The 24,186-nt window shown below is 65.6% G+C and carries 24 protein-coding genes; 14 read left to right on the top strand and 10 right to left on the bottom strand.

Translation table 11 applies throughout. The features are described 5' to 3' along the window. Window positions 1–15: 15 nt before the first annotated feature. A complete protein-coding gene (gene tgt / locus VGU00_RS02625; RefSeq protein ID WP_327465204.1) occupies window positions 16–1,140 on the top strand; it encodes a tRNA guanosine(34) transglycosylase Tgt in 1,125 nt (374 codons plus the stop codon). Between the two features lies 1 nt (window position 1,141). Here tgt and VGU00_RS02620 read toward each other — a convergent pair whose 3' ends face one another. Continuing rightward, window positions 1,142–1,312 carry a NepR family anti-sigma factor gene (locus VGU00_RS02620; RefSeq protein ID WP_327465202.1) on the bottom strand — a complete coding sequence of 57 codons (171 nt, stop codon included), beginning with the start codon at window positions 1,310–1,312 and terminating at the stop codon, window positions 1,142–1,144. A gap of 210 nt (window positions 1,313–1,522) precedes the next feature. Here VGU00_RS02620 and VGU00_RS02615 point away from each other — a divergent pair, with 210 nt between their 5' ends. From VGU00_RS02615 to xth, 7 genes are all read left to right on the top strand, one after another. Beyond that, window positions 1,523–2,317 carry a response regulator gene (locus VGU00_RS02615; protein ID WP_327465200.1) on the top strand — a complete coding sequence of 265 codons (795 nt, stop codon included), beginning with the start codon at window positions 1,523–1,525 and terminating at the stop codon, window positions 2,315–2,317. Between the two features lie 77 nt (window positions 2,318–2,394). Further along, window positions 2,395–5,103: a bifunctional [glutamine synthetase] adenylyltransferase/[glutamine synthetase]-adenylyl-L-tyrosine phosphorylase gene (locus VGU00_RS02610; protein WP_327465198.1), complete on the top strand. Its 2,709-nt coding sequence runs from the start codon at window positions 2,395–2,397 to the stop codon at window positions 5,101–5,103. Then, window positions 5,100–5,564: a peroxiredoxin gene (locus VGU00_RS02605; protein WP_327465196.1), complete on the top strand. Its 465-nt coding sequence runs from the start codon at window positions 5,100–5,102 to the stop codon at window positions 5,562–5,564. The genes VGU00_RS02610 and VGU00_RS02605 overlap by 4 nt, the downstream gene beginning before the upstream one ends. 1 nt (window position 5,565) lies before the next feature. Beyond that, complete coding sequence (locus VGU00_RS02600) at window positions 5,566–6,357, top strand: ferritin-like domain-containing protein (protein WP_327465194.1); 792 nt, start codon at window positions 5,566–5,568, stop codon at window positions 6,355–6,357. A gap of 186 nt (window positions 6,358–6,543) precedes the next feature. Next, entirely contained in the window at window positions 6,544–7,176 is a 633-nt protein-coding gene (locus VGU00_RS02595) for a M23 family metallopeptidase (RefSeq protein WP_327465192.1), read from the top strand. Between the two features lie 90 nt (window positions 7,177–7,266). Further along, window positions 7,267–7,608 carry an iron-sulfur cluster insertion protein ErpA gene (gene erpA, locus VGU00_RS02590; protein ID WP_327465190.1) on the top strand — a complete coding sequence of 114 codons (342 nt, stop codon included), beginning with the start codon at window positions 7,267–7,269 and terminating at the stop codon, window positions 7,606–7,608. Window positions 7,609–7,647: 39 nt separating this feature from the next. Then, a complete protein-coding gene (gene xth / locus VGU00_RS02585) occupies window positions 7,648–8,418 on the top strand; it encodes an exodeoxyribonuclease III (protein ID WP_327465188.1) in 771 nt (256 codons plus the stop codon). Between the two features lie 57 nt (window positions 8,419–8,475). Here the strand turns inward: xth and VGU00_RS02580 are convergent, their stop codons facing one another. The 3 genes from VGU00_RS02580 to VGU00_RS02570 all read right to left on the bottom strand — a co-directional run bounded on the left by VGU00_RS02580 (window position 8,476) and on the right by VGU00_RS02570 (window position 12,252). Beyond that, entirely contained in the window at window positions 8,476–9,597 is a 1,122-nt protein-coding gene (locus VGU00_RS02580) for a DUF1501 domain-containing protein (RefSeq protein ID WP_327465186.1), read from the bottom strand. Window positions 9,598–9,600: 3 nt separating this feature from the next. Further along, on the bottom strand, window positions 9,601–11,022 hold the full coding sequence (locus VGU00_RS02575) for a DUF1800 domain-containing protein (RefSeq protein ID WP_327465184.1): 1,422 nt from the start codon (window positions 11,020–11,022) through the stop codon (window positions 9,601–9,603). A gap of 63 nt (window positions 11,023–11,085) precedes the next feature. After that, window positions 11,086–12,252 (bottom strand): N-acetyltransferase, encoded by a 1,167-nt coding sequence (locus tag VGU00_RS02570; RefSeq protein WP_327465182.1) that lies wholly within the window; start codon window positions 12,250–12,252, stop codon window positions 11,086–11,088. A gap of 117 nt (window positions 12,253–12,369) precedes the next feature. Between VGU00_RS02570 and VGU00_RS02565 the strand changes: the two genes are divergently transcribed. After that, the gene (locus VGU00_RS02565; RefSeq protein ID WP_327465180.1) at window positions 12,370–13,476 is read left to right on the top strand and encodes a fatty acid desaturase; all 1,107 of its coding nucleotides are present in this window, start codon (window positions 12,370–12,372) and stop codon (window positions 13,474–13,476) included. Window positions 13,477–13,509: 33 nt separating this feature from the next. On the opposite strand, the gene VGU00_RS02560 is transcribed toward VGU00_RS02565, so the two are convergent. The 3 genes from VGU00_RS02560 to lptF form a co-directional block, all read right to left on the bottom strand. After that, on the bottom strand, window positions 13,510–13,713 hold the full coding sequence (locus tag VGU00_RS02560; RefSeq protein WP_327465177.1) for a hypothetical protein: 204 nt from the start codon (window positions 13,711–13,713) through the stop codon (window positions 13,510–13,512). Window positions 13,714–13,866: 153 nt separating this feature from the next. Beyond that, a complete protein-coding gene (gene lptG, locus VGU00_RS02555) occupies window positions 13,867–14,967 on the bottom strand; it encodes an LPS export ABC transporter permease LptG (RefSeq protein ID WP_327465175.1) in 1,101 nt (366 codons plus the stop codon). Continuing rightward, window positions 14,968–16,134, bottom strand: a complete 1,167-nt coding sequence (gene lptF, locus VGU00_RS02550; RefSeq protein ID WP_414713491.1) for an LPS export ABC transporter permease LptF — start codon at window positions 16,132–16,134, stop codon at window positions 14,968–14,970. Window positions 16,135–16,321: 187 nt separating this feature from the next. On the opposite strand from lptF, the gene VGU00_RS02545 reads away from it, so the two are divergent. From VGU00_RS02545 to VGU00_RS02535, 3 genes are read left to right on the top strand one after another with little or no spacing between them, the layout of a single operon-like run. Continuing rightward, the gene (locus tag VGU00_RS02545) at window positions 16,322–16,795 is read left to right on the top strand and encodes a DUF2141 domain-containing protein (RefSeq protein ID WP_327465171.1); all 474 of its coding nucleotides are present in this window, start codon (window positions 16,322–16,324) and stop codon (window positions 16,793–16,795) included. Window positions 16,796–16,801: 6 nt separating this feature from the next. Beyond that, window positions 16,802–17,776, top strand: coding sequence for an acylglycerol kinase family protein (locus VGU00_RS02540; RefSeq protein WP_327465169.1), 975 nt, complete (start codon window positions 16,802–16,804; stop codon window positions 17,774–17,776). 7 nt (window positions 17,777–17,783) lie between these two features. Beyond that, window positions 17,784–18,644 (top strand): hypothetical protein, encoded by an 861-nt coding sequence (locus tag VGU00_RS02535; protein ID WP_327465167.1) that lies wholly within the window; start codon window positions 17,784–17,786, stop codon window positions 18,642–18,644. Between the two features lie 28 nt (window positions 18,645–18,672). Here the strand turns inward: VGU00_RS02535 and VGU00_RS02530 are convergent, their stop codons facing one another. The 3 genes from VGU00_RS02530 to VGU00_RS02520 all read right to left on the bottom strand — a co-directional run bounded on the left by VGU00_RS02530 (window position 18,673) and on the right by VGU00_RS02520 (window position 22,196). Next, window positions 18,673–20,646 (bottom strand): ATP-binding protein, encoded by a 1,974-nt coding sequence (locus tag VGU00_RS02530; protein ID WP_327465165.1) that lies wholly within the window; start codon window positions 20,644–20,646, stop codon window positions 18,673–18,675. 103 nt (window positions 20,647–20,749) lie between these two features. Further along, entirely contained in the window at window positions 20,750–21,952 is a 1,203-nt protein-coding gene (spt, locus tag VGU00_RS02525; protein WP_327465163.1) for a serine palmitoyltransferase, read from the bottom strand. 7 nt (window positions 21,953–21,959) lie between these two features. Continuing rightward, a complete protein-coding gene (locus VGU00_RS02520; RefSeq protein ID WP_327465161.1) occupies window positions 21,960–22,196 on the bottom strand; it encodes an acyl carrier protein in 237 nt (78 codons plus the stop codon). Between the two features lie 164 nt (window positions 22,197–22,360). Between VGU00_RS02520 and VGU00_RS02515 the strand changes: the two genes are divergently transcribed. Both VGU00_RS02515 and VGU00_RS02510 read left to right on the top strand, forming a co-directional pair. Further along, complete coding sequence (locus VGU00_RS02515) at window positions 22,361–22,933, top strand: Pycsar system effector family protein (protein ID WP_327465159.1); 573 nt, start codon at window positions 22,361–22,363, stop codon at window positions 22,931–22,933. 24 nt (window positions 22,934–22,957) lie between these two features. Then, complete coding sequence (locus tag VGU00_RS02510; RefSeq protein WP_327465156.1) at window positions 22,958–24,025, top strand: toll/interleukin-1 receptor domain-containing protein; 1,068 nt, start codon at window positions 22,958–22,960, stop codon at window positions 24,023–24,025. Window positions 24,026–24,186: the final 161 nt, after the last annotated feature.

Genomic DNA, 24,186 nt, shown 5'->3' with positions numbered 1-24,186 from the left:
CCATAGGCGCGCGCCATGACCGACAGATTCGCCTTTCAGGTCGCCGCGACCGACGGCGCCGCGCGCACGGGCACGATCCGGATGCAGCGCGGCGAGATCCGCACGCCGGCTTTCATGCCCGTCGGCACGGCGGCGACGGTCAAGGCGATGCGCCCCGCCGAAGTGCGCGCCACCGGTGCCGATATCATCCTCGGCAACACCTATCATCTGATGCTGCGCCCGACCGCCGAGCGGATGGCGCGGCTGGGCGGCCTGCATGATTTCATGGGCTGGGATCGGCCGATCCTGACCGACAGCGGCGGCTATCAGGTGATGAGCCTGTCGGCGCTGACCAAGCAGAGCGAGGAGGGTGTCGCGTTCAAGAGCCATCTCGACGGCTCGCGCCACATGCTGACCCCCGAACGCTCGATGGAAATCCAGCGCCTGCTCGGCAGCGATATCGTGATGGCGTTCGACGAATGCCCGCCGAATGGCGTCGATGCCAAGCGCGCCGAAGCAAGCATGGAGCGATCGATGCGCTGGGCGGCGCGCAGCCGCGCCGGCTTCGACGCGGGCGAGGAGCATGCCGCGCGCTCGGCCTTGTTCGGCATCCAGCAGGGGTCGCTCGACGAGAAGCTTCGCGCGCGCTCGGCGGCGGCGCTGACCGATATCGGCTTCGACGGCTATGCGATCGGCGGGCTTGCAGTGGGCGAGGGACAGGAGGCGATGTTCGGTGTGCTCGATTATGCGCCCGGCCAGCTTCCTGCCGACAGGCCGCGCTACCTGATGGGTGTGGGCAAGCCCGACGATCTGGTCGGCGCCGTCGCGCGCGGGGTTGACATGTTCGACTGCGTGCTGCCGACGCGGTCGGGTCGCAACGGACAGGCCTTTACGCGGGACGGGCCGATCAACATTCGCAACGCGAAGTTCGCCGAAGATCGCGAGCCGCTCGATCCGTCATGCGGCTGCCCCGTGTGCGCGACCTGGTCGCGCGCCTATCTGCACCATCTTGTCCGGTCGGGCGAAATGCTGGGCGCGATGCTGATGACGCAGCATAATCTGCATTTCTATCAGGATTTGATGCAGGGTATGCGCGATGCGATCGCCGCCGGTACCTTCGCATCGTTCCAGGGCGATTTCGACGCGCGCTATCGGCGCTGACTCAATCGAGCTTGCTCAGCAGGTCCAGCAGGGATTGGGGAATCGTCTCGTCGACGGTGGACTCATAGGCACGGCGCAAGGCACCGTTCACATCCTGCCCTTTGGCGGATGTTTTTTTCTCTGCGCCCTTTCCCCAATTTTCACCGCGCGGCGAACCGGTTTTTGACGACATTATCGGGGCATCCGCTGGGACATGGGGCCTTTTGCTAACCGCGCATACACCAAAGAGCAATGGCGCGTTTCATTCTTCCCCATGAAACCAATTTGCGGCTAAATCGTTCCCTAACGTCGAAATATATGGACTGGGGATGGGGAAGCGCGAAAATCTTGTCCCTTTTCCGGACGCTCCGTCCCCGGTTTCGCCGCTATCAGGAGGTAAAATATGTCATTGGGTCAGTCGGTTGCGCCGCATCTTCCCTATCTGCGGCGCTATGGCCGGTCCATTTCCGGGAGCCAGCAAAATGGCGATGCGCTCGTCGCGCGGCTGCTTGAAACGCTGGTCGCGAATCCCGGTGCGGTCGACACCGGCGGCGATCTTCGCATCCAGCTTTACCGGATGATCCATGACAATTTCGGCCTGATGGCCGAACAGACGGCCGCCAGCGACGGAGCCGCGCATAGCGACATCACGATTGCCGACGCGCGCCTGCGCCGTATTCCGTCGCTGGCGCGGCAGGCGCTGTTGCTCACCGCGGTCGAGGGTTTCAGCTTCGAGGATACCGGGCGGATCATCGGGCGCGACGCCGAAGCGGTGCGCGCGCTGATCGCCGATGCGACCGACGAGATCGACCGCCAGACCCGCGCGCGCATCCTGATCATCGAGGACGAACCGATCATCGCGATGGACATCGAAATGATCGTGCGCGAGCTCGGCCACGATGTCGTCGGCGTTGCGACGACGCACCGCGAAGCGGTCGACGAAGCGCAGAAGCACCAGCCCGGCCTCGTGCTCGCCGATATCCAGCTCGCCGACAACAGCTCGGGGATTGAGGCGGTGCAGGAAATCCTGACCGACCTCAAGGTGCCGGTTATCTTCATCACCGCATTCCCCGAACGGCTGCTCACCGGCGACCGGCCCGAGCCGGCCTTCCTGCTGACGAAACCCTATCAGCCCGCGACGCTCCGCGCCGCAATCTCGCAGGTGCTGTTCTTCGACGAATCGACGATTCCGGCCTGACGCCGGGCGACGCATCGTCCCCGCGCCCTTGTCCGCGCCCTTGTCACACGCCGCCGCGCGGGTGATAGGGCGGGGCGATGGCTATCCTCGATGTATCTCGCCGCCAGTCGGCGCTCGACCGGATTAATGCGCACGCGCCGTTTCTGGCGCGCCTTGCCGAACTCAATCCCGACGATGTCGGTCGTTTTCTGGCCGACGGCACCGACGTCACGCTCGCCGACGTCGCGCCGCCGGCTGTCGACGACGATATCATGCGGTCGCTGCGCCAGTGGCGGGGCCGGATGGCGTTGCTGCTCGCGCTGGGCGATCTGTCGGGCGAGCATGATGTCGCCACGACGACGCGATGGCTTTCCTCTTTCGCCGATCGGGCATGCGACGCGGCGCTCGCCGCGGCCTTTGCCGAGCGCGTTCCGGGCGAGGAACCCCGTGGTCTTTCGGTGATCGCGCTTGGCAAGCTCGGCAGCCACGAACTCAACTATTCGTCGGACATCGATCCGATCCTGATCTTCGACCCCGAAACGCTGCCGCGCCGGCAGCGCGACGATCCGGGCGAGGCGGCGGTACGGATCGCGCGGCGGATGACCGAGATATTGTCGGCGCGCACCGGCGACGGGCATGTGCTGCGCGTCGACCTGCGCCTGCGTCCGCATCCCGAGGTGACGCCGATCGTGCTCCCCGAGAGTGCCGCGATTTCCTATTATGAGTCCGAAGCGCTGGCGTGGGAGCAAGCCGCCTTCATCCGTTCGCGCGCGTCGGCGGGCGACCGGGCGCTCGGCGAAAATTTCCTTGCGGCGATCCAGCCCTTCATCTGGCGCCGCAGCCTCGATTTCCGGCAACTCAAGGAAATCGGCGCGATGAGCGACCGGATTCGCGACCATTTTGCGCAAGGGCAGGCCTTCGGACCGGGGTTCGACCTGAAGCGCGGGCGCGGCGGCATCCGCGAAATCGAATTTTTCGCGCAGGTCCACCAGCTTATCTATGGCGGGCGCGATCCGTCGCTCCGCGTTCCCGCGACGGTCGACGCGCTCGCGGCGCTCGCTGGGGCAGGGCGGATCGAACCCGAAGTCGCGACCCGGCTTTCGGGTCATTATGCGACGCTTCGCCGGATCGAGCACCGGCTCCAGATGATCGAGGACCAGCAGACGCACAGCCTGCCGGCGCAGGCAGCGGCGCTCGACTGTGTCGCGCGGCTCGACGGCGAGGCCGATGGCGCGGCGCTGCTTGCGATGCTCGAACCCGTCGTGACCGACGTCGGCAGTTGTTACGACCGTCTCGTTGCCGAGCGCGCGGTGACGACCGGCCTGCCGCGCGACGAAGGCGGCCTCGCTGCGCAGCTGATCGCGGCGGGCTTCGACCCGCCCGACGCGGCGCTGCGCACGATCGCCGAATGGCGCGGCGGCAAGCTCCGCGCGCTGCGCAGCCCGGCGGCGCTCGACGCGCTCGAAACCATGCTGCCCGAACTGGTCAGGGCGCTGGGAGCGGCGCCCGATCCGCAAGCGACCCTGACTCGCTTCGACAAGCTGGTCGCCGGCCTGCCGAGCGCAATCAATTTTTTCCACCTGCTCGCGGCGCAGCCCGAACTCGCGAAGATCGCGACGCGCACCCTGTCGCTCGCGCCGACGCTCGCCGACGCGCTTGCTGCGCGCGTCGAGCTCATCGAAGGGCTGATCGACAAGCGCGCGTTCGAGGCGCCGGCGACCAAGGCCGACCTGCTCGCCGAATGGGACGCCGGGCTTGCCGGGCTCGACTATGAACGGCTGCTCGACCGCGTCCGCGACCGCGTCGGCGAACGGCGTTTTGCCTATGGCGTGCAGCTGATCGCCGGCGCCACCGACCCGCTCACGATCGCGTGCGGCTATTCCGAACTGGCCGAGGCGGCGTTGCAGCTACTCGCCGATGCGACGGTCGCCGAATTCGTGCAGGCACACGGGCGGATCGCCGACAGCGAGCTGGTCGTGCTCGCGCTGGGGCGGCTCGGGGGCAGGGCGCTGACGCACGCCTCGGACCTCGACCTCATCTATCTTTTCACCGGCGACCATCTCGCCGAATCCGACGGACCGCGCCCGCTCGGCGCGACGACCTATTACAACCGCCTCGCGCAACGCGTGACCGCGGCGATGTCGGTGCCGACCGCGGCGGGCAAGCTCTACGACGTCGATACGCGGCTGCGGCCGCAAGGCGCGCAGGGGCCATTGGTCGTCACGCTCGACAGTTTCGAACGCTACCAGCGCGAAGAGGCGTGGACGTGGGAACATATGGCGCTGCTCCGCGCGCGGCCGGTCTATGGCTCCGAAGCGGCGAAGGCGGCGGTGCAGGCGACGATCGACGAGCTGCTCAGGATCCCGCGCGACCCAACGAAGCTCGCGGCCGACGCGGCCGAAATGCGCGACAAGATCGCGGCGCACAAGCCCGCAAAGGGCGCGCTCGACATCAAGGGCGGGCCGGGCGGGCTCGTCGACCTCGAATTCGCGATGCAGGTGACGCAGCTTGTCAGCGGGCAATGCCACGATCCGAATATCTCGGCGGCGCTTGGCTGCATGAAGGCTGCAGGGCTCGTCCCGCCCGAAGTGGTCGAGGCGCACGGCCTGCTCGCGCGCATGCTCGTGATGCTGCGCCTCACCGCGCCCGAGGGCGAGCCGCCGACCGCGGCTGCACGGCAGCTGGTGGCAAGCCAGTGCGGTGAGCCCGGCTGGTCGCAACTTCTTGCCGCGCATGACGCGGCGCGGCAGGAGATCGCAAACTGGTGGGCCTCGATTCGCCCCCGACAGCAGGAGATGAAGCCGTGACCCTCGCAATCGGAGATGCCGTTCCCGCGGTAAAGCTGCTCGACGCCGACGGCGCGGCGATCGAGCTGGCGGCGATGAAGGGCGCGCCGCTTATCGTCTATTTCTACCCCAAGGCCGACACCCCGGGCTGCACGACCGAGGCGCAGGATTTCACCCGCCTTGCCCCCGAATTCGCGCATCTGAAGGCGCAGGTTCTGGCGGTGTCGCGCGATGCGCCCGCGAAACTCTGCAAGTTCCGCGACAAATATGGCCTCACCGTCCGCCTTGCCTCCGACGAGGATGGCGCGGTGTGCGAAGCGTTCGGCACCTGGGTCGAGAAGCAGAATTACGGCCGTACCTATATGGGGATCGAGCGTTCGACCTTCCTCTTCGACCGCGACGGCAAGCTCGCGCAGGAGTGGCGCAAGGTGCGCGTGAAAGGCCATGCAGACGCCGTGCTGGAGGCGGCAAGGGCGCTCTGACATGCCGACTTTGGGGGATGCCGCGCGTACGGTCCTGCTGACGCCCGACCCGCACGACAAGCGCCGCGCCGCGCGCAGGCTTGCGCGGGCCTGGCGCCGCGGCGAACTTGAGCATCGCTGCGAAGCGCCGATGCCCGACCAGCCGGCATGGCCCGCCGAACCCGAGTTGCTCCCGCCGAACCGGATGCCCAAGCGCGGCAAGGGCGGGTCCGAGCGCGGGCGTATCGCGCTGCTCCACGCGCTCGCGCATATCGAGTTTGTCGCGATCGATCTCGCGGTCGACCTGGTGGGCCGTTTCGGCGGTGCGTTCCCGCGCGAATTCGTCGACGACTGGATCGGAGTTGCCGCCGACGAGGCGATGCACTTCGCGCTGCTCGACCGGCGCCTTCGCCAACTCGGCAGCCATTATGGCGCGCTTCCGGCGCACGCCGGATTGTGGGAATCTGCTAGGGATACGGCGGATGACGTGCTGGCGCGGCTCGCGATCGTGCCGATGGTGCTCGAAGCGCGCGGGCTCGATGTGACGCCGTCGACCGTCGACCGCTTCCGCGCTGCGGGCGACGAGGCATCCGCAAAGATTTTATCGCGCATTTACAACGATGAAATCCGCCATGTGACCGCAGGCACAGTCTGGTTTCGGCGAAAGTGCGATGAAATGGGATTCAACGTCGTCGAAACGTGGCAGACCCTAGTGAAATCGCGCTTTCGGGGCAGTTTGAAGCCTCCGTTCAACGACTCGGCGCGCCACGACGCCGGTTTAACGCAAGAATTCTACGCTGTTATTGCTTCGTAAGGATTGGAACAGCACACAGGCTTCCGCGGGGGATGAGCAATCATCCAAACCAAGAAACACCGGCGCCAAGGCCCATTTTTCGGACTTTGGCGACATGGCAAACGCGGGGTCGTTGTTTTGATAAACACTCTTCTGGCGCAGAAGTTGCACCAAGTCGCAATCGTCTGCGCGGCAGCCTGTTTCGGATTGGCCACACCGGCCGTCCACGCTGCCGAAACCAGCGCCGATGCCGGCATTGTCGTTCCCGATGAACCCGATGATGACAGCTTCACCGCTGGCGTCCCGTCGGTCGGCGAAGACAGCGAAGCCCGCGCAATTTTTCAGGCGTGGAAGCGCCTCGACACCGGCCTGACCGCCTCGATCGGCGTTTCGGTTCCCTCGCGTCGCCCCATCGAGCAAATGTCGCTCTCGTCCTCCTATGGCATGCGCGTTCACCCGGTTACCGGCAAGGTCGCGCGTCACAACGGCATCGACATCCCCGCGCCGCACGGCACCCCGATTTACGCAACCGCCGACGGCATCGTCGGCCGCGCCCAGCGCCTTGGCGGCTACGGCAATTATGTCGAAGTCGAACATGGCAACGCCATTCAGACGCGCTACGGCCACATGTCCTCGTACATCGTAACCCCCGGCCAGTCGGTGAAGAAGGGACAGGTCCTCGGCTACGTCGGTTCGACCGGCCGTTCGACCGGAAACCACCTCCATTATGAAGTCCGCATCGAAGGCGCACCGGTCAACCCGATGCCGTTCGTCCGTTCGGACCAGATGGCGATCGCCGCGATCACCGGCAAGAATGTCGCGATGGGCGGTCCCGAGTAAGAGCTTAACAGGGTCGGAGAGGAGGGGCGCCAGGCGGAGATACCGTCGCGGCGCCCTTTTCATTTGGACGGGAAGCCCTATCTAGCGGTCATGGCCACGCAGATTTCCGACATCGCCCTGTCGCCCGCCGCTGCGGCGCGCGTCCGCTGGATCGCCGACCGCAAGGGTGAGGCGGAGGCTGCGCTGCGCCTCGCGGTCGACGGCGGCGGTTGTTCGGGCTTCACCTATCGCTTCGGCCTCGCCGACAGCATCGATGCCGACGACATCGTCACCGAAACCGACGGCGTAAAGCTGGTCGTCGACCCGATCAGCATCGACCTCGTGCGCGGCTGTGTCGTCGATTTCGTCGATTCGCTCGGCGGATCGTCGTTCAAGGTCGAAAATCCCAATGCCGCGTCGGGCTGCGGTTGCGGGTCGAGCTTCTCGATCTGACGCCTTTCACAGCGGCGCGCTTGCTGGCATAGCGAGCCGATGAAAATCGCGACCTTCAACATCAACGGGATCAAGGCCCGCTTGCCGCGCCTTGTCGAATGGCTCGAGGAAACGCAGCCCGATATCGCCTGCCTGCAGGAACTGAAATCGAGCGACGAGACGATGCCGACCAAGGAGATCGAGGCGGCGGGCTATGGCTTCCTCTATCACGGGCAAAAGGGTTTCAACGGCGTCGCGATCCTCGCCAAGGGCACACAGCCGGTCGAAACGCAGCGCGGTCTGGCCGGCGAAGCCGAAGACGAACAGTCACGCTATCTCGAGGCTGACGTCCATGGCCTCCGCGTCGCGTCGATCTACCTGCCCAACGGCAATCCGCAGCCGGGGCCGAAATTCGATTACAAGCTCCGCTGGATGGCGCGGCTGCGCGAGCGCGCGCAGTTCCTGCTCGCGAGTGAAATCCCGACGATCCTGACCGGCGACTATAATGTCATCCCGCACGACGACGATGTGTGGGACCCGCGCGCGATGTCGACCGACGCGCTGATGCAGCCCGAATCGCGCGACGCCTGGTTCCGTATGCTCGGCGACGGCTGGACCGACGCGATCCGCAGCCGCCATCCGGCGGGCGGCGTCTGGACCTTCTGGGACTATCAGGCAGGCGGCTGGCAGCGCGACCACGGGTTCCGCATCGACCATCTGCTGCTCAGCCCCGCGCTCGCCGACCGGCTCGTCGATGCGGGCGTCGACAAGGATCATCGCGGGCGCGAGAAGGCGAGCGATCATGCGCCGACCTGGGTGGTGCTTTCCTAACCCATCGTCATCCGGCCTTCGCCGGGATGACGATTCGATCAGGGGGCAGTCCTTGGCTCAAGCATCGGGATACAGCGTCCCCATCACCCGTTTCGGATCGAGCGCATAATGATGCGCGACCGCACCCGCGATCACGCTCTCTAGGCTGCGCGTCGGCTTGAGGTCGCGGCCTTCGTAGCGCGCCGCGGCGCCGAGTCCCGGCCAGTCGGCCGACACCCTGCCGCCTTCGCGCAGCCCGCCGCCGAGCAGCATTGCGGTCGAGGCGGTGCCATGGTCGGTGCCGCCGGTGCCATTGACCTCGACCGTGCGGCCGAATTCGGTCGCGACGATGACGAGCGTATCGTTCCACGCGGGGCCGAGCCCCGACTGCAGCGCGCCGACCAGCTGGTCGAGCCCGCGCAGCTGCGCGGCGAGCCGGCCGCGCTGGCCGCTGTGCGTGTCCCAGCCCCCGGTTTCGACCATCATCACGCGCGCGCCGTCCTCGGGCAGCATCAGCGAGGCGGCAAGCTTGCCGAGGTCGGCGCCGTTGCGGCCGTTGTTGCCGCCGATATCGCCCGCCAGCTCCTGCGTCTTGATCGCGCTGTCCCAAAGCGGATGGAGCAGCGGATCGGTCGCATACATCGCGGTCAGCCGTGCGATCAGGTCGGCGTCGGCCTGCGGAAGGCGGCTCGGTGCATAGGTGCCGACTTGCACGCTGCCGCGCAGCGCGAGCGGCACCGCGGGGGCGATAGCGATCGCGTCGCGCTCGGCGGCAGGGAGCAGCGTGAGCAAGCGCCCGACCCAGCCGTCGTCGCGGCCATAGGGGCGCGATCCGCCGCCTTCGAGCATATTCTGCCCGTCGAAATGCGACCGGTCGCGATAGCCCGTGGCGACCGCGTGCGCGAAATGCGCCTGCTTGCCAGTGTAGAGGCCAGCGGTTGCCGCGAGCGACGGGTGCAGGGTGAACATGGCGTCGAGTTTTGTGCCGCCCGCCGTCTCGTCGGCCATCGCACGGCGCGCGTCGGCGAAAGCGGGGTCGCCGGTCGGTGCGACGGTGCCGAGCCCGTCGGCGGCGCCGCGCTGGATGATGAAGACGAGGCGTTTCGGCGTGCCCGCCGCCGCATAGGCGAAACCGGGCAATGCGCCCGCGGCGGCGACGGTGATTCCCGACAACAGGATCGATCGGCGTGAGAGGATCATCGTCTATCTCCGCAAAAAGGCCGGGCTGGCAAACAGCATCGCGATGCCTTGCCCGGGACTGTCGGCGCGACCGATTGCCTGCGCCGTTTCGGGGGTGAGCGCGTCGGCGAGGACGAGCGGCGCGAGCTGGCGCGCATCGGCGCGGTCGCCGATCCTGCCCGCGATGCGGCTGGCGAGTTCGACGCGCTGCATCAGCGCCGCCGAGCCTGCCCAGGTCGCGACCATGTCGTCATAGCCTTTGGGCGATCCGGGGCGCCACACCGGCTGGCCGAGCTGGGTGAACATCGCGGCGATATTCTGCTGCTGGCCGAGCCCCGGCGTCTTGAGCGCACGGAGCATCGACACCGTCCAGTCCCACGGCGATTTGAACATTGCGGGCTCCGCCGCCCATGGCTCGGGCGAGGCGATGAGCGTGCGATAGAGCGACGGGAGGTCGCCGCCCGTGCTCTGGAAATCCTGCGCCAGCCGGTCGACGAGCGCCGCCGGCGGCGTGTCGCCGCCGAAGTGGCGCGCGAGCTTGGTGGCGATATGGCGCCCGGTCGCGGGATGCCCGGCCAGGTCGCGCAGCACCGCTTCGGCCTGCTTCGCGCCGGGCTGATCGTAACGCCGGCCCAATATCGTCTGGGGTCCCGGCTGGTGCAGCCGTTCGACGAACAGTGTCTCGCCCGGCCGCGCATCGGCGGGCATCAGCCGCTGTCCCGCGCCGCGCCCGAGGCCCGCGACGGTCCGTCCGGTCAGCGCTCTCGCAAAGCTCGTCACGTCGGCCTGCGTATAGCCGGCGCCCACGCCCAGCGTGTGCAGCTCCAATATCTCGCGCGCCAGATTCTCGTTCAGCCCGGGTGCTTGCCGTTTGCCGCGGTTTCGCACGCGCGTCGCAAAGGCGCTGTCAGGGCCAAAGCTCTGCGCCTGGTCGAGGTAGAGCAGCATCGCGGGATGGTGGACGGCGGCGATCAGCAGGTCCGAAAATTTGCCCATGATATGCGGGCGGATCGCCTCATTCTCATAATTGCCCGCAAAGCCGACCACCGCCTGCTTGTCGGCGGAGATGGCGAAATGGTTGGTCCAGAAATGGACGAGCCGTTCGGGGAAGGGTGTCGGTGTCGCGACCGCAGCAGCGAGCCGCGCGCTCGCCGCTTCGGCATAATGGCGGCGAAACCCGGCGCGCGCCATCCGCCGTCCCGCTTGCGGCATATTGTCGTCGCCGTCGTTCATCGCCGCCGCGCGGCGCTCGGCCTGCCTTTCTTCGCGATATTCGGCATAGGCGGTCGCGATCGTCTCGCGCGTCGCCAGCTCCGCCAGCGTGGCGGGGGCGGGGTCGTAATCGCCGATCTGCCGGGTCAGCCAGGCTTTCGGATCGGCGACCGGCGGATCGTCGAAACGGCGGCCGAGGCCGAAGCGGTTTGCGGCAAGATATTGGACTGCCATGACAATGCCTTTCCATGCCCCGAACGCATGGTGGCGGTCATTTGTCGCAAAGCTGTCCCGATGTCAGAGCGATTTGTCGTAAATTTGGTACACCCGGTTGACCTTGGCCTCGATCGCATCGGCGACGGCGTTCATCCCCTGATTGTCGTCGAGCACCCAGCCGATATCGCCGCGCTTCGTGCCATAAGCGACGACCGCATCGCGGCGGATATATTCGATCATCATGAAGGCGAGCGTGCTCGCCATGCGGCTGTTCTGCAGCTTTTTCGCGACACCCATCAGCGGCACGCGCAGGATATGGCTTTGGGGCTTGCGCAGCCACCACAGCAGCCGCGCCCAGTTGAAGGGAAGCAGCGACCCGTCCATGTCGATCAGCAGCTGGTTGATGTTCGGCAGCACGATCATGAACGCGACCGGCTCGCCATCGACTTCGGCGACGCGGATCAGATCCTCGAAGACGATGTCCTTCAGTTTCTTGCCGACATAGGCGATCTCGCTGTCGGTCAGCGGGACAAAGCCCCAATTGTCCGACCAGGCATCGTTGAGCAGTCCCATGATCAGCTTTGCTTCGGCGGCGAAGTGGCGCTTGTTGACCTTGCGGATACGGATGCGCGCATTCTTTTCGCCTGCGGCGACGATGCGGTTGACCAGCGGCGGGAAGCCTTCGTCGATCGCGACATCATAATTCAGCAGTTGCTTGACGGGCTGATAGCCCGCCCCCTCGACCCATGCGCGGTAAAGAGGGCTGTTGTGCCCCATCATCACCGTCGGCCGGTTGTCGAATCCCTCGATCAGCAGGCCGGGCTCGTCCCAGATCGAAATCGACAGCGGCCCCAGCGAGCGGTGCATGCCCTGCGTGCGCAGCCAGTCCTCGGCGGCGACGAGCAGCGCCTGTGCGGTTGCCTCATCCTCGGCTTCGAGCAGGCCCCAGTTGCCGGTGCCGGGACCCATGCCCTGTTCGACGGGCTGCGCGAGCGCGAGGTCGTCGATATGCGCTGAAATGCGGCCGATCGTCCGGCCATCGCGGCGGGCGAGGAAAAGCTGCGCCTTGCCATGCTCGAACCACGGATTCTTGCCCGGCGTCAGCAGGCCGTAGACTTCGCCCTTCAGCGGCGGCACCCATGCCGGATCGCCGCGATTGAGCCGATAGGCGAGCTCGACGAACTCGCGCAGGTCGTTCTTGTCCTTGACGGGAACGATGGTGATCGGGCCGTCCGAATGTCCGCTCATACTGGTTTCCTGAAAGGGGTGTCCTATATGTTTGGCGACGCATTAGGGCATAGATAGGGCGCTGGCGACCCGCATTCGGCCATTTTGCTGCCACGAAACTATGGTTTTGGACCCTTTATGACGACGATCAATCCCCCCGCCGATCGGGTCGCGACCCCTTTCGCGCCGTCGGCCACCAAGACGCCCAAATCCGCAATCGCGGACGATATGGCGATGATCCGCGCGGCTTCGGAGCTGACGCGCGATCTCGTGCAGCCGAGCGCGCGCATCTACTGGACCGACATGCTCGCTTCGGCCTTCATCGGCTATGCGGGCATCGCCGCGGCGATTTTTGCGCCGTCGATGGCGTGGATGCTGGTCGCGGCGCTCGTCGCCGTCGTCGCGCTCTACCGCGCCGGCAGCTTCATCCACGAACTCACCCATATCCGCAAAAATGCGCTGCCGGGCTTTCGCCTCGGCTGGAACATCCTCGTCGGCGTGCCGATGCTGATCCCCTCCTTCATGTACGAGGGGATTCACAGCCTGCACCACAACCGCACCAAATATGGCACAGTCGATGACCCCGAATATCTGCCGCTCGCGCTGATGAAGCCGTGGACGGTGCCGCTGTTCGTGGTCGCGGCCGCGTTCGCGCCGGTCGCGCTCGTTTTCCGTTATGGCGTGCTCACCCCGCTGTCGTTCCTGATCCCGCCGCTGCGCCGGGTCGTCGTCGAACGCTATTCGGGGATGATCATCAACCCGCTGTTCCGTCGCAAACCGCCCGAGGGCGAATTCCGCCGCCAATGGGCCTGGCAGGAAGGCGGCGCCTGGGCGTGGTCGAGCCTGCTGATCGCCGCGGGCGTTTTCGGCTGGGTGCCGCTGCGCGCGCTCATCATCTTCGGTGCGATCGCGTCGGCAACGCTGGTGCTCAACCAGATCCGCACGCTCGTCGCGCATCTCTGGGAAAATGACGGCGAAGTGCTGACGGTAACCGGCCAGTTCCTCGACAGCGTCAACGTCCCCCCGCCGGGCCTGCTGCCCGAACTGTGGGCGCCCGTCGGGCTGCGCTACCATGCGCTGCACCACCTGCTGCCCGGCGTTCCCTATCATTCGCTTGCCGAGGCGCATCGGCGCCTGAAGGACGCGCTGCCTGCCGATTCGCAATATCATGGCGCAAATTACGACAGCCTGCCGAAGCTGGTTGTGAACCTCGTTGCGGGTTCGGCGAAGGGCGCTGCGGCCTGAAATCAGGCTGCCAGCAGGGGCTTTTTCCGGCAATTAGCAGGCGCCAACGTCCGAGTGATCGGTCGAGCAGCTTGGACGTTTTCCTGTGACCGTCGCGCATCTCGATGCGCGAACGATGGCATTCGAATCGTCGATGCTTTCATTGGAAATGGGGCCAAATTCCATGACGCCCTCGCCATCTTTCCATTCGGGAAAGCGCGCGACATCTATCCGCGCCGCAGTCATTTCCCGGGTCAAATCGCCGAGGCACGACGGGCTTCCGCTGACTGCAATTCGCCAATGCGTTGCGTTGGGCAGCGGAGCATCGCCACATGATGCAAGCAGAAGGCCGGATGCCAGCATCAGGGCTTGAGCGGGATTTACCGTCGGCCTGTCTGGACCGGACAAAGCCTATTCCTCGGTCCGGATCAGGATCATCTCGCCGATCAGCGCGAAGAGGATGAACGGCCCCCATGCCGCGAGGAAGGGCGAATAGGCGCCGAGGTCGCCCATCGCGAGCGCAAAATTGTCGGCGACGAAATAGGCGAAACCAAGCCCCATGCCGATGATCGCTCGGATGAACAGCTTGCCCGATCGCGCGAGCCCGAACGCCGCAACGGCACCCAATAGCGGCATCAAGATCGCCGACAATGGCCCCGAAATCTTGTGCCACAGCACGCCCTTCAGCGCATCGACCGGGCGCCCCGCGGCTTCGAGGTCGTCAATCGCGGCCTTGAGCTTCAGGAAGGGCAGTTCGTCGCCGTCGACCTGCGCCAGCGTGAACTGGTCGGGGCGCACATTCTTCATTGCAACGACATTGCCGAGCGGTTCGAGCGTCCCCGACCGGCGCATGAAACGCCGCGCATTGGTCAGTTCCCAGCCGCCGCCGGCGACCGCGCGCGCGCTGTCGGCCGACAGCATCGACGACAGCACGCCCTGCGTGCGTTCGTATATCGTCACATAGCCGAGGGTGATCACCGGGCCGCTGGTATCGACCGTCGTCGCATTGATCAGGTCGTCGCCGTCGCGCACCCAGATGTTCGTGCGTATGCCGCTGTCCCTCGGGACTTTCTTATACTCGACCTTCTGCCAGGCGCTGAGCGCCGCGGTCGAGCGGGTGACGATACGCTCGTTGAACGCGAAGCTGATCCCGGCGACGAGCAGCGCGGCGAGGAACAGCGGGGCGAGCACCTGATGCGCCGACATGCCCGACGCCTTCATCGCGATGACCTCGCTGTTCTGATTGAGCGTCACCATCGTCAATATCGTGCCGAGCAGCACCGAGAAGGGCAGGAAGGTCTCTATGATCTGCGGCAGCCGCATCCCGACATAGCGCCAGACGTCCGAATCGCTGTTGCCCGCGACCGCAAGAATCTTGCCGCTCTCGCCCAGGAGGTCGAGCGTCTGCAGGATCAGCACCAGCGCGAAGAGGATCGAGAAGGAACGGACGAGGAAGAGGCGGCCGACGTAGAGCGCCATCGTACGCGAAGGGAAAAAGTGGAGCTGGTGCATTTAGGTCGCGCTCTCCGCCACCGGCGGCTTGCGCTGGAACATCGTCAGCATCGCGCGGATCTTTTGCGCCGCCTTGGCCGCGACACGTTCGAGCGCGCCGATCGGCTGGCCGCCGGGGACGTGCGCGACGGTATAATACATCCAGATCGCCAGCGCCGCGAAAAGCAGGAAGGGAACCCAGAGCGCGATCAGCGGGTCGATAGTGCCGCGCGCCCCCAGATCCTCGGCATATTGGTTGATCTTGTGCTGGGTCACCAGCAGCACGATCGACAGGAAGACGCCGAGCGACGAAGTCGACCTCTTGGGCGGAATCGCCAGCGCGATCGCCATCAGCGGGATCAGGAACATCGACATCACTTCGACGATGCGGAAGTGGAAATTGGCGCGCGATTCGAGCCGCGTCTGTTCGGGCTGGCTCTGGTCCTTGCCTGCGACGAACAGCTCGGGAATCGTCATTTCGCGGTCGGCGCCGCCGCGGGTGCGGAACGCCTCGATCTTGGGCAGCGGGATCGGCAGGTCGTGATTGTCGAAGGTCAGGACGCGCGGCACCGCGAATTTGGGCGATTCATGGATCAGCACGCCCTGCGACAGCCGCAGGATGATCGTGTTCGGATCGTCGGTGGCAAGGAACTGGCCGCGCGCGGCCGTCGCCGACACGCGCTGGCCGTCCTTATTCTCGCCGCGCACGAAGATACCGCGAAGCGAGCGGCCGTCATTATAGCTTTCCTCGATCCGGAGCGTCATGCGGTCACCCAATTTGGTGAACTCGCCGACCTTGATCGAGGCGCCGAGCGCGCCCGAGCGCAGTTCGAACTGCAGGCCTTCATAGGCGTAGCGCGCGACCGGCTGGATGAATCCGACGATCGCCAGATTGAGCGCCGCGAGCGCGATGGCATAGGCATAGGGCACGCGCATCAGCCGCCCGAAACTCATGCCGACGCCCTTCAGCACATCAAGCTCGCTCGACGTCGCAAGGCGCCGGAAAGCAAGGAGAATTCCGAGCATCAGGCCGATCGGGATGCCGAGCGAAAGATATTCGGGGATCAGGTTGGCGAGCATGCGCCACACAACGCTGACCGGGCCGCCTTCGGTGGCGACGAAGTCGAACAGGCGGAGCATCTTTTCGAGCACCAGCAGCATCGCCGACAGGACCAGCGTACCAAGCATGGGGAAGAAGATGAGCCGCGCGATGTAGCGGTCGATGGCAGGCAGCTTATTCAATCTTTCGTCGCCCCATCACCATGTTTTGGCCGCAGTTGTTTCCGATATGCCGATTCAAGGGCGACAGGGACCCGTGTCGGCACGCGCTTCAGCGAATGCTGGCATGGCTATAGCCTCTGGAGGTTTTGAGGTCATGTCGAAATTTGTATCCGCTCTGCTTGGCGTTTCGGTGCTGGCTTTTGCCGCGTCGGCGCAGGCGGAAGGCCGGGTCATCTCGAACGATCTGGCGAAGTGCAGAAGCGGTCCGTCGACGCTGGTGCAGATCAGCGGCGTCAAGGCGTCGACCGGCAAGATTCGCGTGCAAAGCTATCGCGGCACGGCGGCCGACTGGCTGGCCAAGGGCCGCTGGCTGTCGCGCGTCGAAGTGCCGGCGCGCGCCGGGACGATGACCGTGTGCGTGCCGCTGCCCGAAGCGGGCGTCTATGGCATCGCCGTGCGTCACGACGTCAACGGCAATGGCAAGACCGACCTCAGATCGGATGGCGGCGGGATGTCGAACAATCCCAGCATCAACGTCTTCAACCTCGGCAAGCCGAGCTACAAGAAGACGGCCTTTTCGGTCGGGGATGCGCCCAAGGCGATCTCCATCGCTATGAAATATATGTGATCGGATATGGCCAGCGTCGCGCTTCTTTCGAATCCACGATCGACGGGCAACCGTGCCCTGTTGCCGCGGGTTCGCGAATATTGCGCGGCGCACCCCGATATCTTCCATTATGAGGTCGAGGACGTCGACCAGATCGAAAAGGCCATCCGGACGATGGCGATGGTCGGCCCGCGCGTCGTCGTCATCAATGGCGGCGACGGCACGGTGCAGGCCGCGCTGACCGAGATTTATTCGGGCGGCCATTTCGGCGGTTCGCCGCCGCCGGTCGCGGTGCTTCCCAACGGCAAGACCAATTTGATCGCGCTCGATCTCGGCGCCGAAGGCGACCCGATCAAGGCGCTGGAGCGGGTGCTCGAACTCGTCGAGAGCGGCCGCCTCGAAGACCATGTGATCGAACGCCAGCTGATCTCGCTCGACAGCGGCGGCGAAGCGCGCCCGGTGCTCGGCATGTTCCTCGGCGGGGCCTATCTCGCCGACGTGATGCTCTATTGCCGCAATCGCATCTATCCGCTCGGCCTGCCCAACGGGCTGTCGCATTTCCTGGCGGCGATCCTCGGGCTGTTCGCGATCGTCTTCGGGATCGGCGGCGGACGCCTGCCGCCCAAGCCCGAACCTATGACCGTGTCGCTGATCCGGCAAGGCGAGTTCAAGGGCAAATTCTCGCTGTTGATCGTCACGACGCTCGAGAAATTGTTGCTCAGCATCCGCACCAGCGAAGCCTATGGAACCAACGGCAATATGAAGCTGCTCGCGACCGACAGCAATGTCGGCGCGCTGTTCCGCATGCTCGGCGCGACCTGGCGCGGGACGCTGGGGCAGAAACAGCTCGATGGCGTCCATTTCCAGCAGGGCGATGAAATCCGTATCGAAGGCGAACGGTCGAACGTGATCCTCGACGGCGAGATCTTCCAGGCGAAGAATGGCGCGCCGATCATCCTGACCTCGACGCAGCCGGTTCCCTTCCTGCGCCTCGCCGCCTGAGCCGCCGGTGGCGACATTGACCGATCTCGTCCGCGAAGAACTCGGGGTCCCCGTCGACCCGCGCGTCACCGCGATGGCACAGGCGATCGCGGCACAATATCCGGGCAGCGCGCGTGCGGTGCTGTTTTACGGCAGCTGCCTCCGCGAAAGCGAACTCGACGGGCTGATGCTCGATTTCTACCTGATCGTGTCCGATTATGGCGACGCCTATCCCAAGCGCTGGATGGCGCTTGCCAACCGGCTGATCCCGCCCAATGTCTTTCCGTTCCAGCATGACGGGCTGATCGCCAAATATGCGGTGCTCAGCGAAGCCGACTTCGATCGGCTGAACGGGGCCGAGACGCGCAATGTGTCGGTGTGGGCCCGTTTCGCCCAGCCGTCGCGGCTGGTTTGGGCGGTCGACGATACGGCGCGCGACCGGGCGATCGCAGCAGTCTCGCGCGCGGCGCCGACCTTGCTCGCCGCGGCGGGTGCGGTCGCCGGCGAAGCGTCGCTCGACTGGTGGCGGCGCGCCTTTTCGCTTACTTATTCGGTCGAGCTGCGCGCCGAGCGAACGAACCGCGCGCAGTCGGTCGTCGACGCCGATGCAGGGCGTTACGAACGGTTCAGCACGCCGGCGATCGCCGCAATTCCGGACGGAGCGCGCAGCGGCGGCTGGGCACGCCGGCGTCTTGAGGGCAAGCTGCTCAGCATCGCGCGGCTCGCCAAGGCGAGCCTGACCTATGCCGGCGGCATCGACTATCTCGCGTGGAAGATAAACCGGCACGCGGGGACGCGGATCGAAATCAAGCCATGGCAGCGCCGCTGGCCCCTCGTCGCGGCGATCACATTGGTGCCGCGCCTGATGAAAAGCGGCGCGATCCGATAACCATGCCTTGCAAAAAGCGTTGGGCGGGTCAGCTCGCCAGCCGCTGTCCCTCCGGCCGGGCCTCGCCGCTCCGCCGGATCGCCTGATCGAGCGCGGTCAGCGTGAAGGGCTTGCGCAGCACATCATGGTCGCCAAAGGCGGCATCTTCGCTGGCGTCGCCGGCGTAACCGGTGACGAACAGGACGGACAGTTCGGGCCAGCGCTGTTTCAGTTGCGCGACCATTTCGGGCCCGGTGAGTTCGGGCATCAGCACGTCGGAAAGGACGAGGTCGAAGCCGCCCTGTCCCTTGGCAAGCCGGCCTTCGACCAGCGCTTCGGCTTCGAGCGGGTTGCCGCAGGCGACCGCGGTGTGGCCCAGTTCGCTGACCGCATCGACCGTCGCGGCGAGCACGCGCGCATCGTCTTCGACCACCAGTATGTTGAGCGCCTCGGCGGGCGCGCTGGCCGTCCCCGCGACCTCGCCGGCGGGGATTTCGGGCTCGGCGTCGATCTGGGCCTTGGCGACGGGCAGCAGCATCGCGACGCTGGTGCCTTCGCCCTCGGTCGAAGAGATTTGTACCTCGCCGCCCGACTGGCGGCAGAAGGCGAAGACCTGGCTCATGCCGAGGCCGGTGCCCTGGCCTGCGGGTTTGGTTGTGTAGAAGGGGTCGAAGACGCGTTCGAGCACTTCGGGCGACATGCCGCAGCCGGTGTCGATCACCTGCACCGCGAGCGCCTTGTCCTCGCCGTCGCCGATTGTCCGGATCGTGAGCGAACCGTGGCCGTTCATTGCGTCGCGCGCGTTGACCGCAAGGTTGAGCAGCGCATTTTCGAACTGTTGCCTGTCGACCCAGCAGGCGAGGCCGCCGGCTTGAAGGTCGAGCGTCAGCGCGATCCGGTCGCCGATCGTGCGTTCGATCAGCTCGCCAAAGCTTGCGATGCAATCGTCGACGACGGTCATTTCGGGCCGCGCGGGCTCGGACCGCGCAAAGGTCAGCAACCGCCGCGTCAGGTCGGCGGCGCGATTGGCGCCGTCGAGCGCGTTGACGAGGTGGCGCTGCGCCTTTTCGGGTTTGCCGGGCAGCCAGCGCTGCGCGAGTTCGAGCCCCCCGACGACGACCGCGAGCATATTGTTGAAATCGTGCGCGATGCCGCCGGTCAGCTGGCCGACGGCCTCCATCTTTTGCGCCTGGCGCAGCTGCGCCTCGGCCGCTTCGCGCTCGGTCATCTCGCTGCGCAGCGCGTCGTTCGCGTGGGCGAGCTCGGCCGTGCGTTCCTCGACCGCGGTCGCCAACTGCATCGCGCGGTCGCTTTCGAGCAATTGTTCGTTCCGCGCGAGGCGGCGCTCGCCTTCGGCGCGGATCAGCGAGAAGCTTGCCCCGATGGCGATGACCGCGGCGGTCGCGCCGAGGAGCGAAAAGAGCAGGATCGCCTGGTTGAGGCTGGCGCGGTCGGCAGCGGCAAGGCGATTGCGTTCGCGAAGCAGCGCGCGCTCGTTGGCGATGATCTCGCTCAATATCTTGTCGATCCGCCCGAGCCCTTCCCCCTTGCCGGCGGCATAGAATTTGGAAATGGCGGCGACCGTCTGGTTATAGTTGGCGCTGAGCGCCGCATCGCCGAGCTGTGCGCCGCGGCTGTCCATCTCCCGCGTCAGCTGCTCGACGAGGACCATCTGCTTGGGATTGTCGCGGACGTTGCGCTGCAACTGGCTCAGAAATTGCCGCGCACGGCCCCACTGATATTCATAGATGCGCCCGTCTTCCTTTTGCAGGCCGACGGCGAAGCGCCCGAGCGCGGCTTCGGCGCGCGCGATCGCGGCGTCGACCGAGCGGGTCTGCGAAATGACCTCCATGCTCTGCGTCTGCCAGCCGAGCGAACGATCGTAATTGTCGTTGGCGCGCGAGAGCAGCAGGACGAGCGCCCCGACCACACCGGTCAGGATCGCCCCGAGGACGATCGTCGACCAGAAGCGGATACGCTCCCGTCGGCCGTCGTTTTCGCTGTCGCTATCCCGCTCGAACACGTCCAACCCTTTACCGGACAACAAGGGGACAGCAAAGCGCCGAACGGCGCGCCGCTTCAATTCGGCCCGAAAAGGAATCCGCTGGTCGGCGCGTGCGCTCGGCTCAGCCGATAATCCCGGCGCGTTTGCCTGCGCGTTCGAAGCGGCCGAGGATTTCGCCGACCTGCTCGATCGTATGTTCGGCGCACAGCGAACAGCGGAGCAGCGTCATGCCCGCGGGCGTCGCCGGCGGGCGGGCGAGGTTGACGTAGAGCCCCTCTTCGAGAAGCGCTTCCCACATCATCGCGCCGCGTTCGAGGTCGGGCATGATCACCGCGATGATCGCCGACTGCGGCTCCTCGGTGCCGAGCTGGAAGCCGAGGTCACGCAGCCCCTTGTGCAGTACCTTCGAATTTTCCCACAGATGCGCACGCTTGTTCGACCCGTGCATCAGCTTGCGGATGCTCGTCGCGGCGGTTGCGACGACGCTCGGCGGCAGCGAGGCGGTGAAGACGTACGGACGGCAGACGAGCCGCATGATCTCGAACTTCGGGTGGTTCGACACGCAGAAGCCGCCGACGGTGCCGACGCTCTTGCTGAAGGTTCCGATGATGAAGTCGACATCGTCGATGACGCCCTGCGCTTCGGCAACGCCGCGGCCATGCTCACCGATGAAACCCATCGAATGAGCTTCGTCGACCAGCACCATCGCGCCATTTTCCTTCGAGACGCGGATCATCTCTTTCAGCGGCGCGATGTCGCCGAGCATCGAGTAGACGCCTTCGAGCACGACGAGCTTGCCCGCTTCGGGAGGCAGGCGCTTCAGGCGCTTCTCGAGCGCCTCGACGTCATTGTGGCGGAAGGCGACGATTTCGGCGTCGCCCATCTTGCACCCGTCATAGATCGAGGCGTGGCTGTCGATGTCGAGGATGACATAGTCGCCCTTGCCCGCGATCGTCGAAATGATGCCGAGGTTCGCCTGATATCCGGTCGAGAACACCATGGCATGATCCATGGCGTAGAATTCCTTGAGCGCGTCCTCGCACTCCTTGTGGCCCTGGTAGGTGCCGTTGAGCACGCGGCTGCCAGTGGTGCCGCTGCCGAATTTGTCGAGCGCGTCCTTGCCTGCGGCGATGACGTCCTCGTCGAAGGTCATGCCCATATAATTATAGGTGCCGAGCAGGATCGTCTCGCGCCCGTTGCAGATCGCGACGGTCGGCGAGACTACCTTTTCCATCACCAGGCTGAACGGATCGGTGACGCCGGTCGCGAGCAGCGCCTCGCGCTGCTGGATGAGCGGATCGAACTTGCTGAAGAGGTCGGTCATCGGCGGATCAGCCCTGCAATTTCTCGACGGCGGCGACGAGCTGGCCGACATTCTCGATCTCGGCCTGCATGTTCATGCTGATGATGATGTCGAACGTGTCCTCGACCTCGGCGACGAAATCCATCACCGTCAGGCTGTCCCATTCAAGGTCGCCGGCAAAGGTGGTGGCGTCGGTCAGTTCGACGCCTTTCTTGTTGAAGGGTTCGATCAGGCCGAAAATCTGATCCTTGAGGGCGGTGCTCATCTGGTGCGTCCCATAATGGAAGAAAGTTGCGCGCGGGCATGCCGCGAAGGCTCCCGATTGGCAAGCGATTGCGGCGGGAACAGGGCAGCATCTTGCCGCTGGCGGGACTTCATGGCATCCCTGTGACGGGTCGCTGACAGGATATTGGGCAGGGGCAGCTTGGCATGGACAGCGCAGAATCAACGACATCGCCCGAACGACCGGCGATTTCCTTCCCGCCGAATGCGGTGCATCTCGTGCGCACCAACCAGCAGATCACGATGCAATTGTCGCAGATGGCCGATCAAAAGGCGTCGATCCTGATGGGCGCGACCTTCGTCGTCTTCACGCTCGCGGTCGGGCAGGCGCGGACGGGGGCCGGCGCTTTTGCGATGCCGCTGACGGTGCTTGCGACCTTTTCCTTCCTCTCGGCATTGCTTGCCATTTCGGCCGTGCTGCCGCGCGTCGGCAAGGCGCCGCCCGCCGTCTACAAGGACGGCAAGGACCACAGCAATATCCTCTTCTTCGGCCGTTTCGAGCAAATGGACGAGCAGGAGTTCATCGATGCCGTGAAGCTGCGCCTGCGCACCGAGGAAGATCTCTATGAAACGATGCTGCGCGACACCTATCAGAACGGCGTCATCCTCGCGCGGCGCAAATACCGGTTTCTCGCTTACGCCTACCGGCTGTTCGTCGTCGGCCTGACGCTGACCTTCCTCGCCTTTGCTTATGAAATGGCGCTGCTCTGGAGCCAATGACGCGGTGAAGCATTGGATGGGGCGATGACCGACGTCTTCATCAGTTACAAGCGCGAGGAGCGCGGGCGCTGCGTCGCCATATATAATGCGCTCGTCGACCTCAAACTGTCGGTGTGGTTCGACGCGCATATCGAACCCGGCACCGATTTCGACCGCGAAATAGAGCGCGAGGTGCGCAGCGCCAGCGCGGTCCTCGTCCTCTGGTCTGCGCTCGCCGCCGACAGCGACTGGATCCGGGCCGAAGCGCGCACCGGGCGCCAGAACGAGCGCCTCGTCGCGGCGCGGCTCGACGATTGCCTTCCGCCGCTCGAATTCGCCTCGGTGCAGGCGGTCGACCTGTTCGACGCGCGCGGTTTTCGCTCGGGCGAGGGCTGGCGGCAGATCGTGGCGCGGATCGGCCGGCTTGTCGGGCGGCCGGGGCTGGGCGATTATGTGCGCTGCGAACAGGCGGCCGATGCCGGATTGTGGAAAGGCTGGATCGCGGCCAATCCCGGCGATCCCTTGATCGAGGTTGCGAAGCAGCGCGCCGGAGCCTTGGGGCGCCCGGGCGAACCGGTGCCGCAGGCCGCAGTCGCTGCGCCCGCGCCACACCCGCTGTCGCCGCCCGACCTCTCCGCGCGTCGCTACTGGCCGCTGCTGGTGGGCGGAGTGCTGCTGGCGGGGGCCGTCCTCTTATTGGCCTTGGGCGGCGGCGATCCGGCCGTGCCGGATCCGGTCGAGATCGCCGGGAAGGCGGCGCCCGCGCCGACGCCCGCCAATGTCGTTGTCACCCCGATGGCGGCGGCGGGGCAGGGGAAGGCTGCCTTCTGCCGCCCCGACAAACCCTATGTCCTGAATTTCGCGCCCGGGCGGACCGACCTGCCGCCCGCCGGCAATCTGACAATCAGCAATATCTGGCTCGCATGGCGCGAGTGTCGCGGGCCCGTCCGTATCGAAGGACAGGGCGCGTCGACGGACGACGGCAACCGGATGGCGGCGACGGTGGCGACAGAGCTAAAGCTGCGCGGGATCGATCCGAAAGCGATTTCGACGGTGACGAAGAACTCGGACGGCGATCGCAAAGTCGAGATATTCCTGCAGCCGCCGACTTGATACGCGGTTCGTCATCCCGGACTTGATCCGGGATCCATTCTTCGGCGTGGCGGAACGAGCCCGAGCTCAAGTCCGGGATGGCGATAATGGGAAGCGCAGGGGCTTGGTTGTTGCCTTTTTGCCACCTTGCCCGCGAAATGTTCGAAAAGCTGCGCACCCGA

The organism is Sphingopyxis sp. (assembly GCF_035944815.1).
Lineage (GTDB): Bacteria > Pseudomonadota > Alphaproteobacteria > Sphingomonadales > Sphingomonadaceae > Sphingopyxis.
This window is presented reverse-complemented; position numbering and strand designations above follow the sequence as displayed.

Excerpts from the sequence above, each read along its gene's own strand:
- erpA (WP_327465190.1), top strand. The coding sequence starts at position 7,267 with ATGGCCACGCAGATTTCCGACATCGCCCTGTCGCCCGCCGCTGCGGCG.
- VGU00_RS02615 (WP_327465200.1), top strand. The coding sequence starts at position 1,523 with ATGTCATTGGGTCAGTCGGTTGCGCCGCATCTTCCCTATCTGCGGCGC.
- VGU00_RS02540 (WP_327465169.1), top strand. The coding sequence starts at position 16,802 with ATGGCCAGCGTCGCGCTTCTTTCGAATCCACGATCGACGGGCAACCGT.
- VGU00_RS02610 (WP_327465198.1), top strand. The coding sequence starts at position 2,395 with ATGGCTATCCTCGATGTATCTCGCCGCCAGTCGGCGCTCGACCGGATT.
- VGU00_RS02620 (WP_327465202.1), bottom strand. The coding sequence starts at position 1,312 with ATGTCGTCAAAAACCGGTTCGCCGCGCGGTGAAAATTGGGGAAAGGGC.
- VGU00_RS02570 (WP_327465182.1), bottom strand. The coding sequence starts at position 12,252 with ATGAGCGGACATTCGGACGGCCCGATCACCATCGTTCCCGTCAAGGAC.
- lptF (WP_414713491.1), bottom strand. The coding sequence starts at position 16,134 with ATGCTTGGTACGCTGGTCCTGTCGGCGATGCTGCTGGTGCTCGAAAAG.
- VGU00_RS02520 (WP_327465161.1), bottom strand. The coding sequence starts at position 22,196 with ATGAGCACCGCCCTCAAGGATCAGATTTTCGGCCTGATCGAACCCTTC.
- tgt (WP_327465204.1), top strand. The coding sequence starts at position 16 with ATGACCGACAGATTCGCCTTTCAGGTCGCCGCGACCGACGGCGCCGCG.
- VGU00_RS02565 (WP_327465180.1), top strand. The coding sequence starts at position 12,370 with ATGACGACGATCAATCCCCCCGCCGATCGGGTCGCGACCCCTTTCGCG.
- VGU00_RS02580 (WP_327465186.1), bottom strand. The coding sequence starts at position 9,597 with ATGATCCTCTCACGCCGATCGATCCTGTTGTCGGGAATCACCGTCGCC.
- spt (WP_327465163.1), bottom strand. The coding sequence starts at position 21,952 with ATGACCGACCTCTTCAGCAAGTTCGATCCGCTCATCCAGCAGCGCGAG.
- VGU00_RS02510 (WP_327465156.1), top strand. The coding sequence starts at position 22,958 with ATGACCGACGTCTTCATCAGTTACAAGCGCGAGGAGCGCGGGCGCTGC.
- VGU00_RS02515 (WP_327465159.1), top strand. The coding sequence starts at position 22,361 with ATGGACAGCGCAGAATCAACGACATCGCCCGAACGACCGGCGATTTCC.
- VGU00_RS02575 (WP_327465184.1), bottom strand. The coding sequence starts at position 11,022 with ATGGCAGTCCAATATCTTGCCGCAAACCGCTTCGGCCTCGGCCGCCGT.
- VGU00_RS02545 (WP_327465171.1), top strand. The coding sequence starts at position 16,322 with ATGTCGAAATTTGTATCCGCTCTGCTTGGCGTTTCGGTGCTGGCTTTT.
- VGU00_RS02600 (WP_327465194.1), top strand. The coding sequence starts at position 5,566 with ATGCCGACTTTGGGGGATGCCGCGCGTACGGTCCTGCTGACGCCCGAC.
- lptG (WP_327465175.1), bottom strand. The coding sequence starts at position 14,967 with ATGCACCAGCTCCACTTTTTCCCTTCGCGTACGATGGCGCTCTACGTC.
- xth (WP_327465188.1), top strand. The coding sequence starts at position 7,648 with ATGAAAATCGCGACCTTCAACATCAACGGGATCAAGGCCCGCTTGCCG.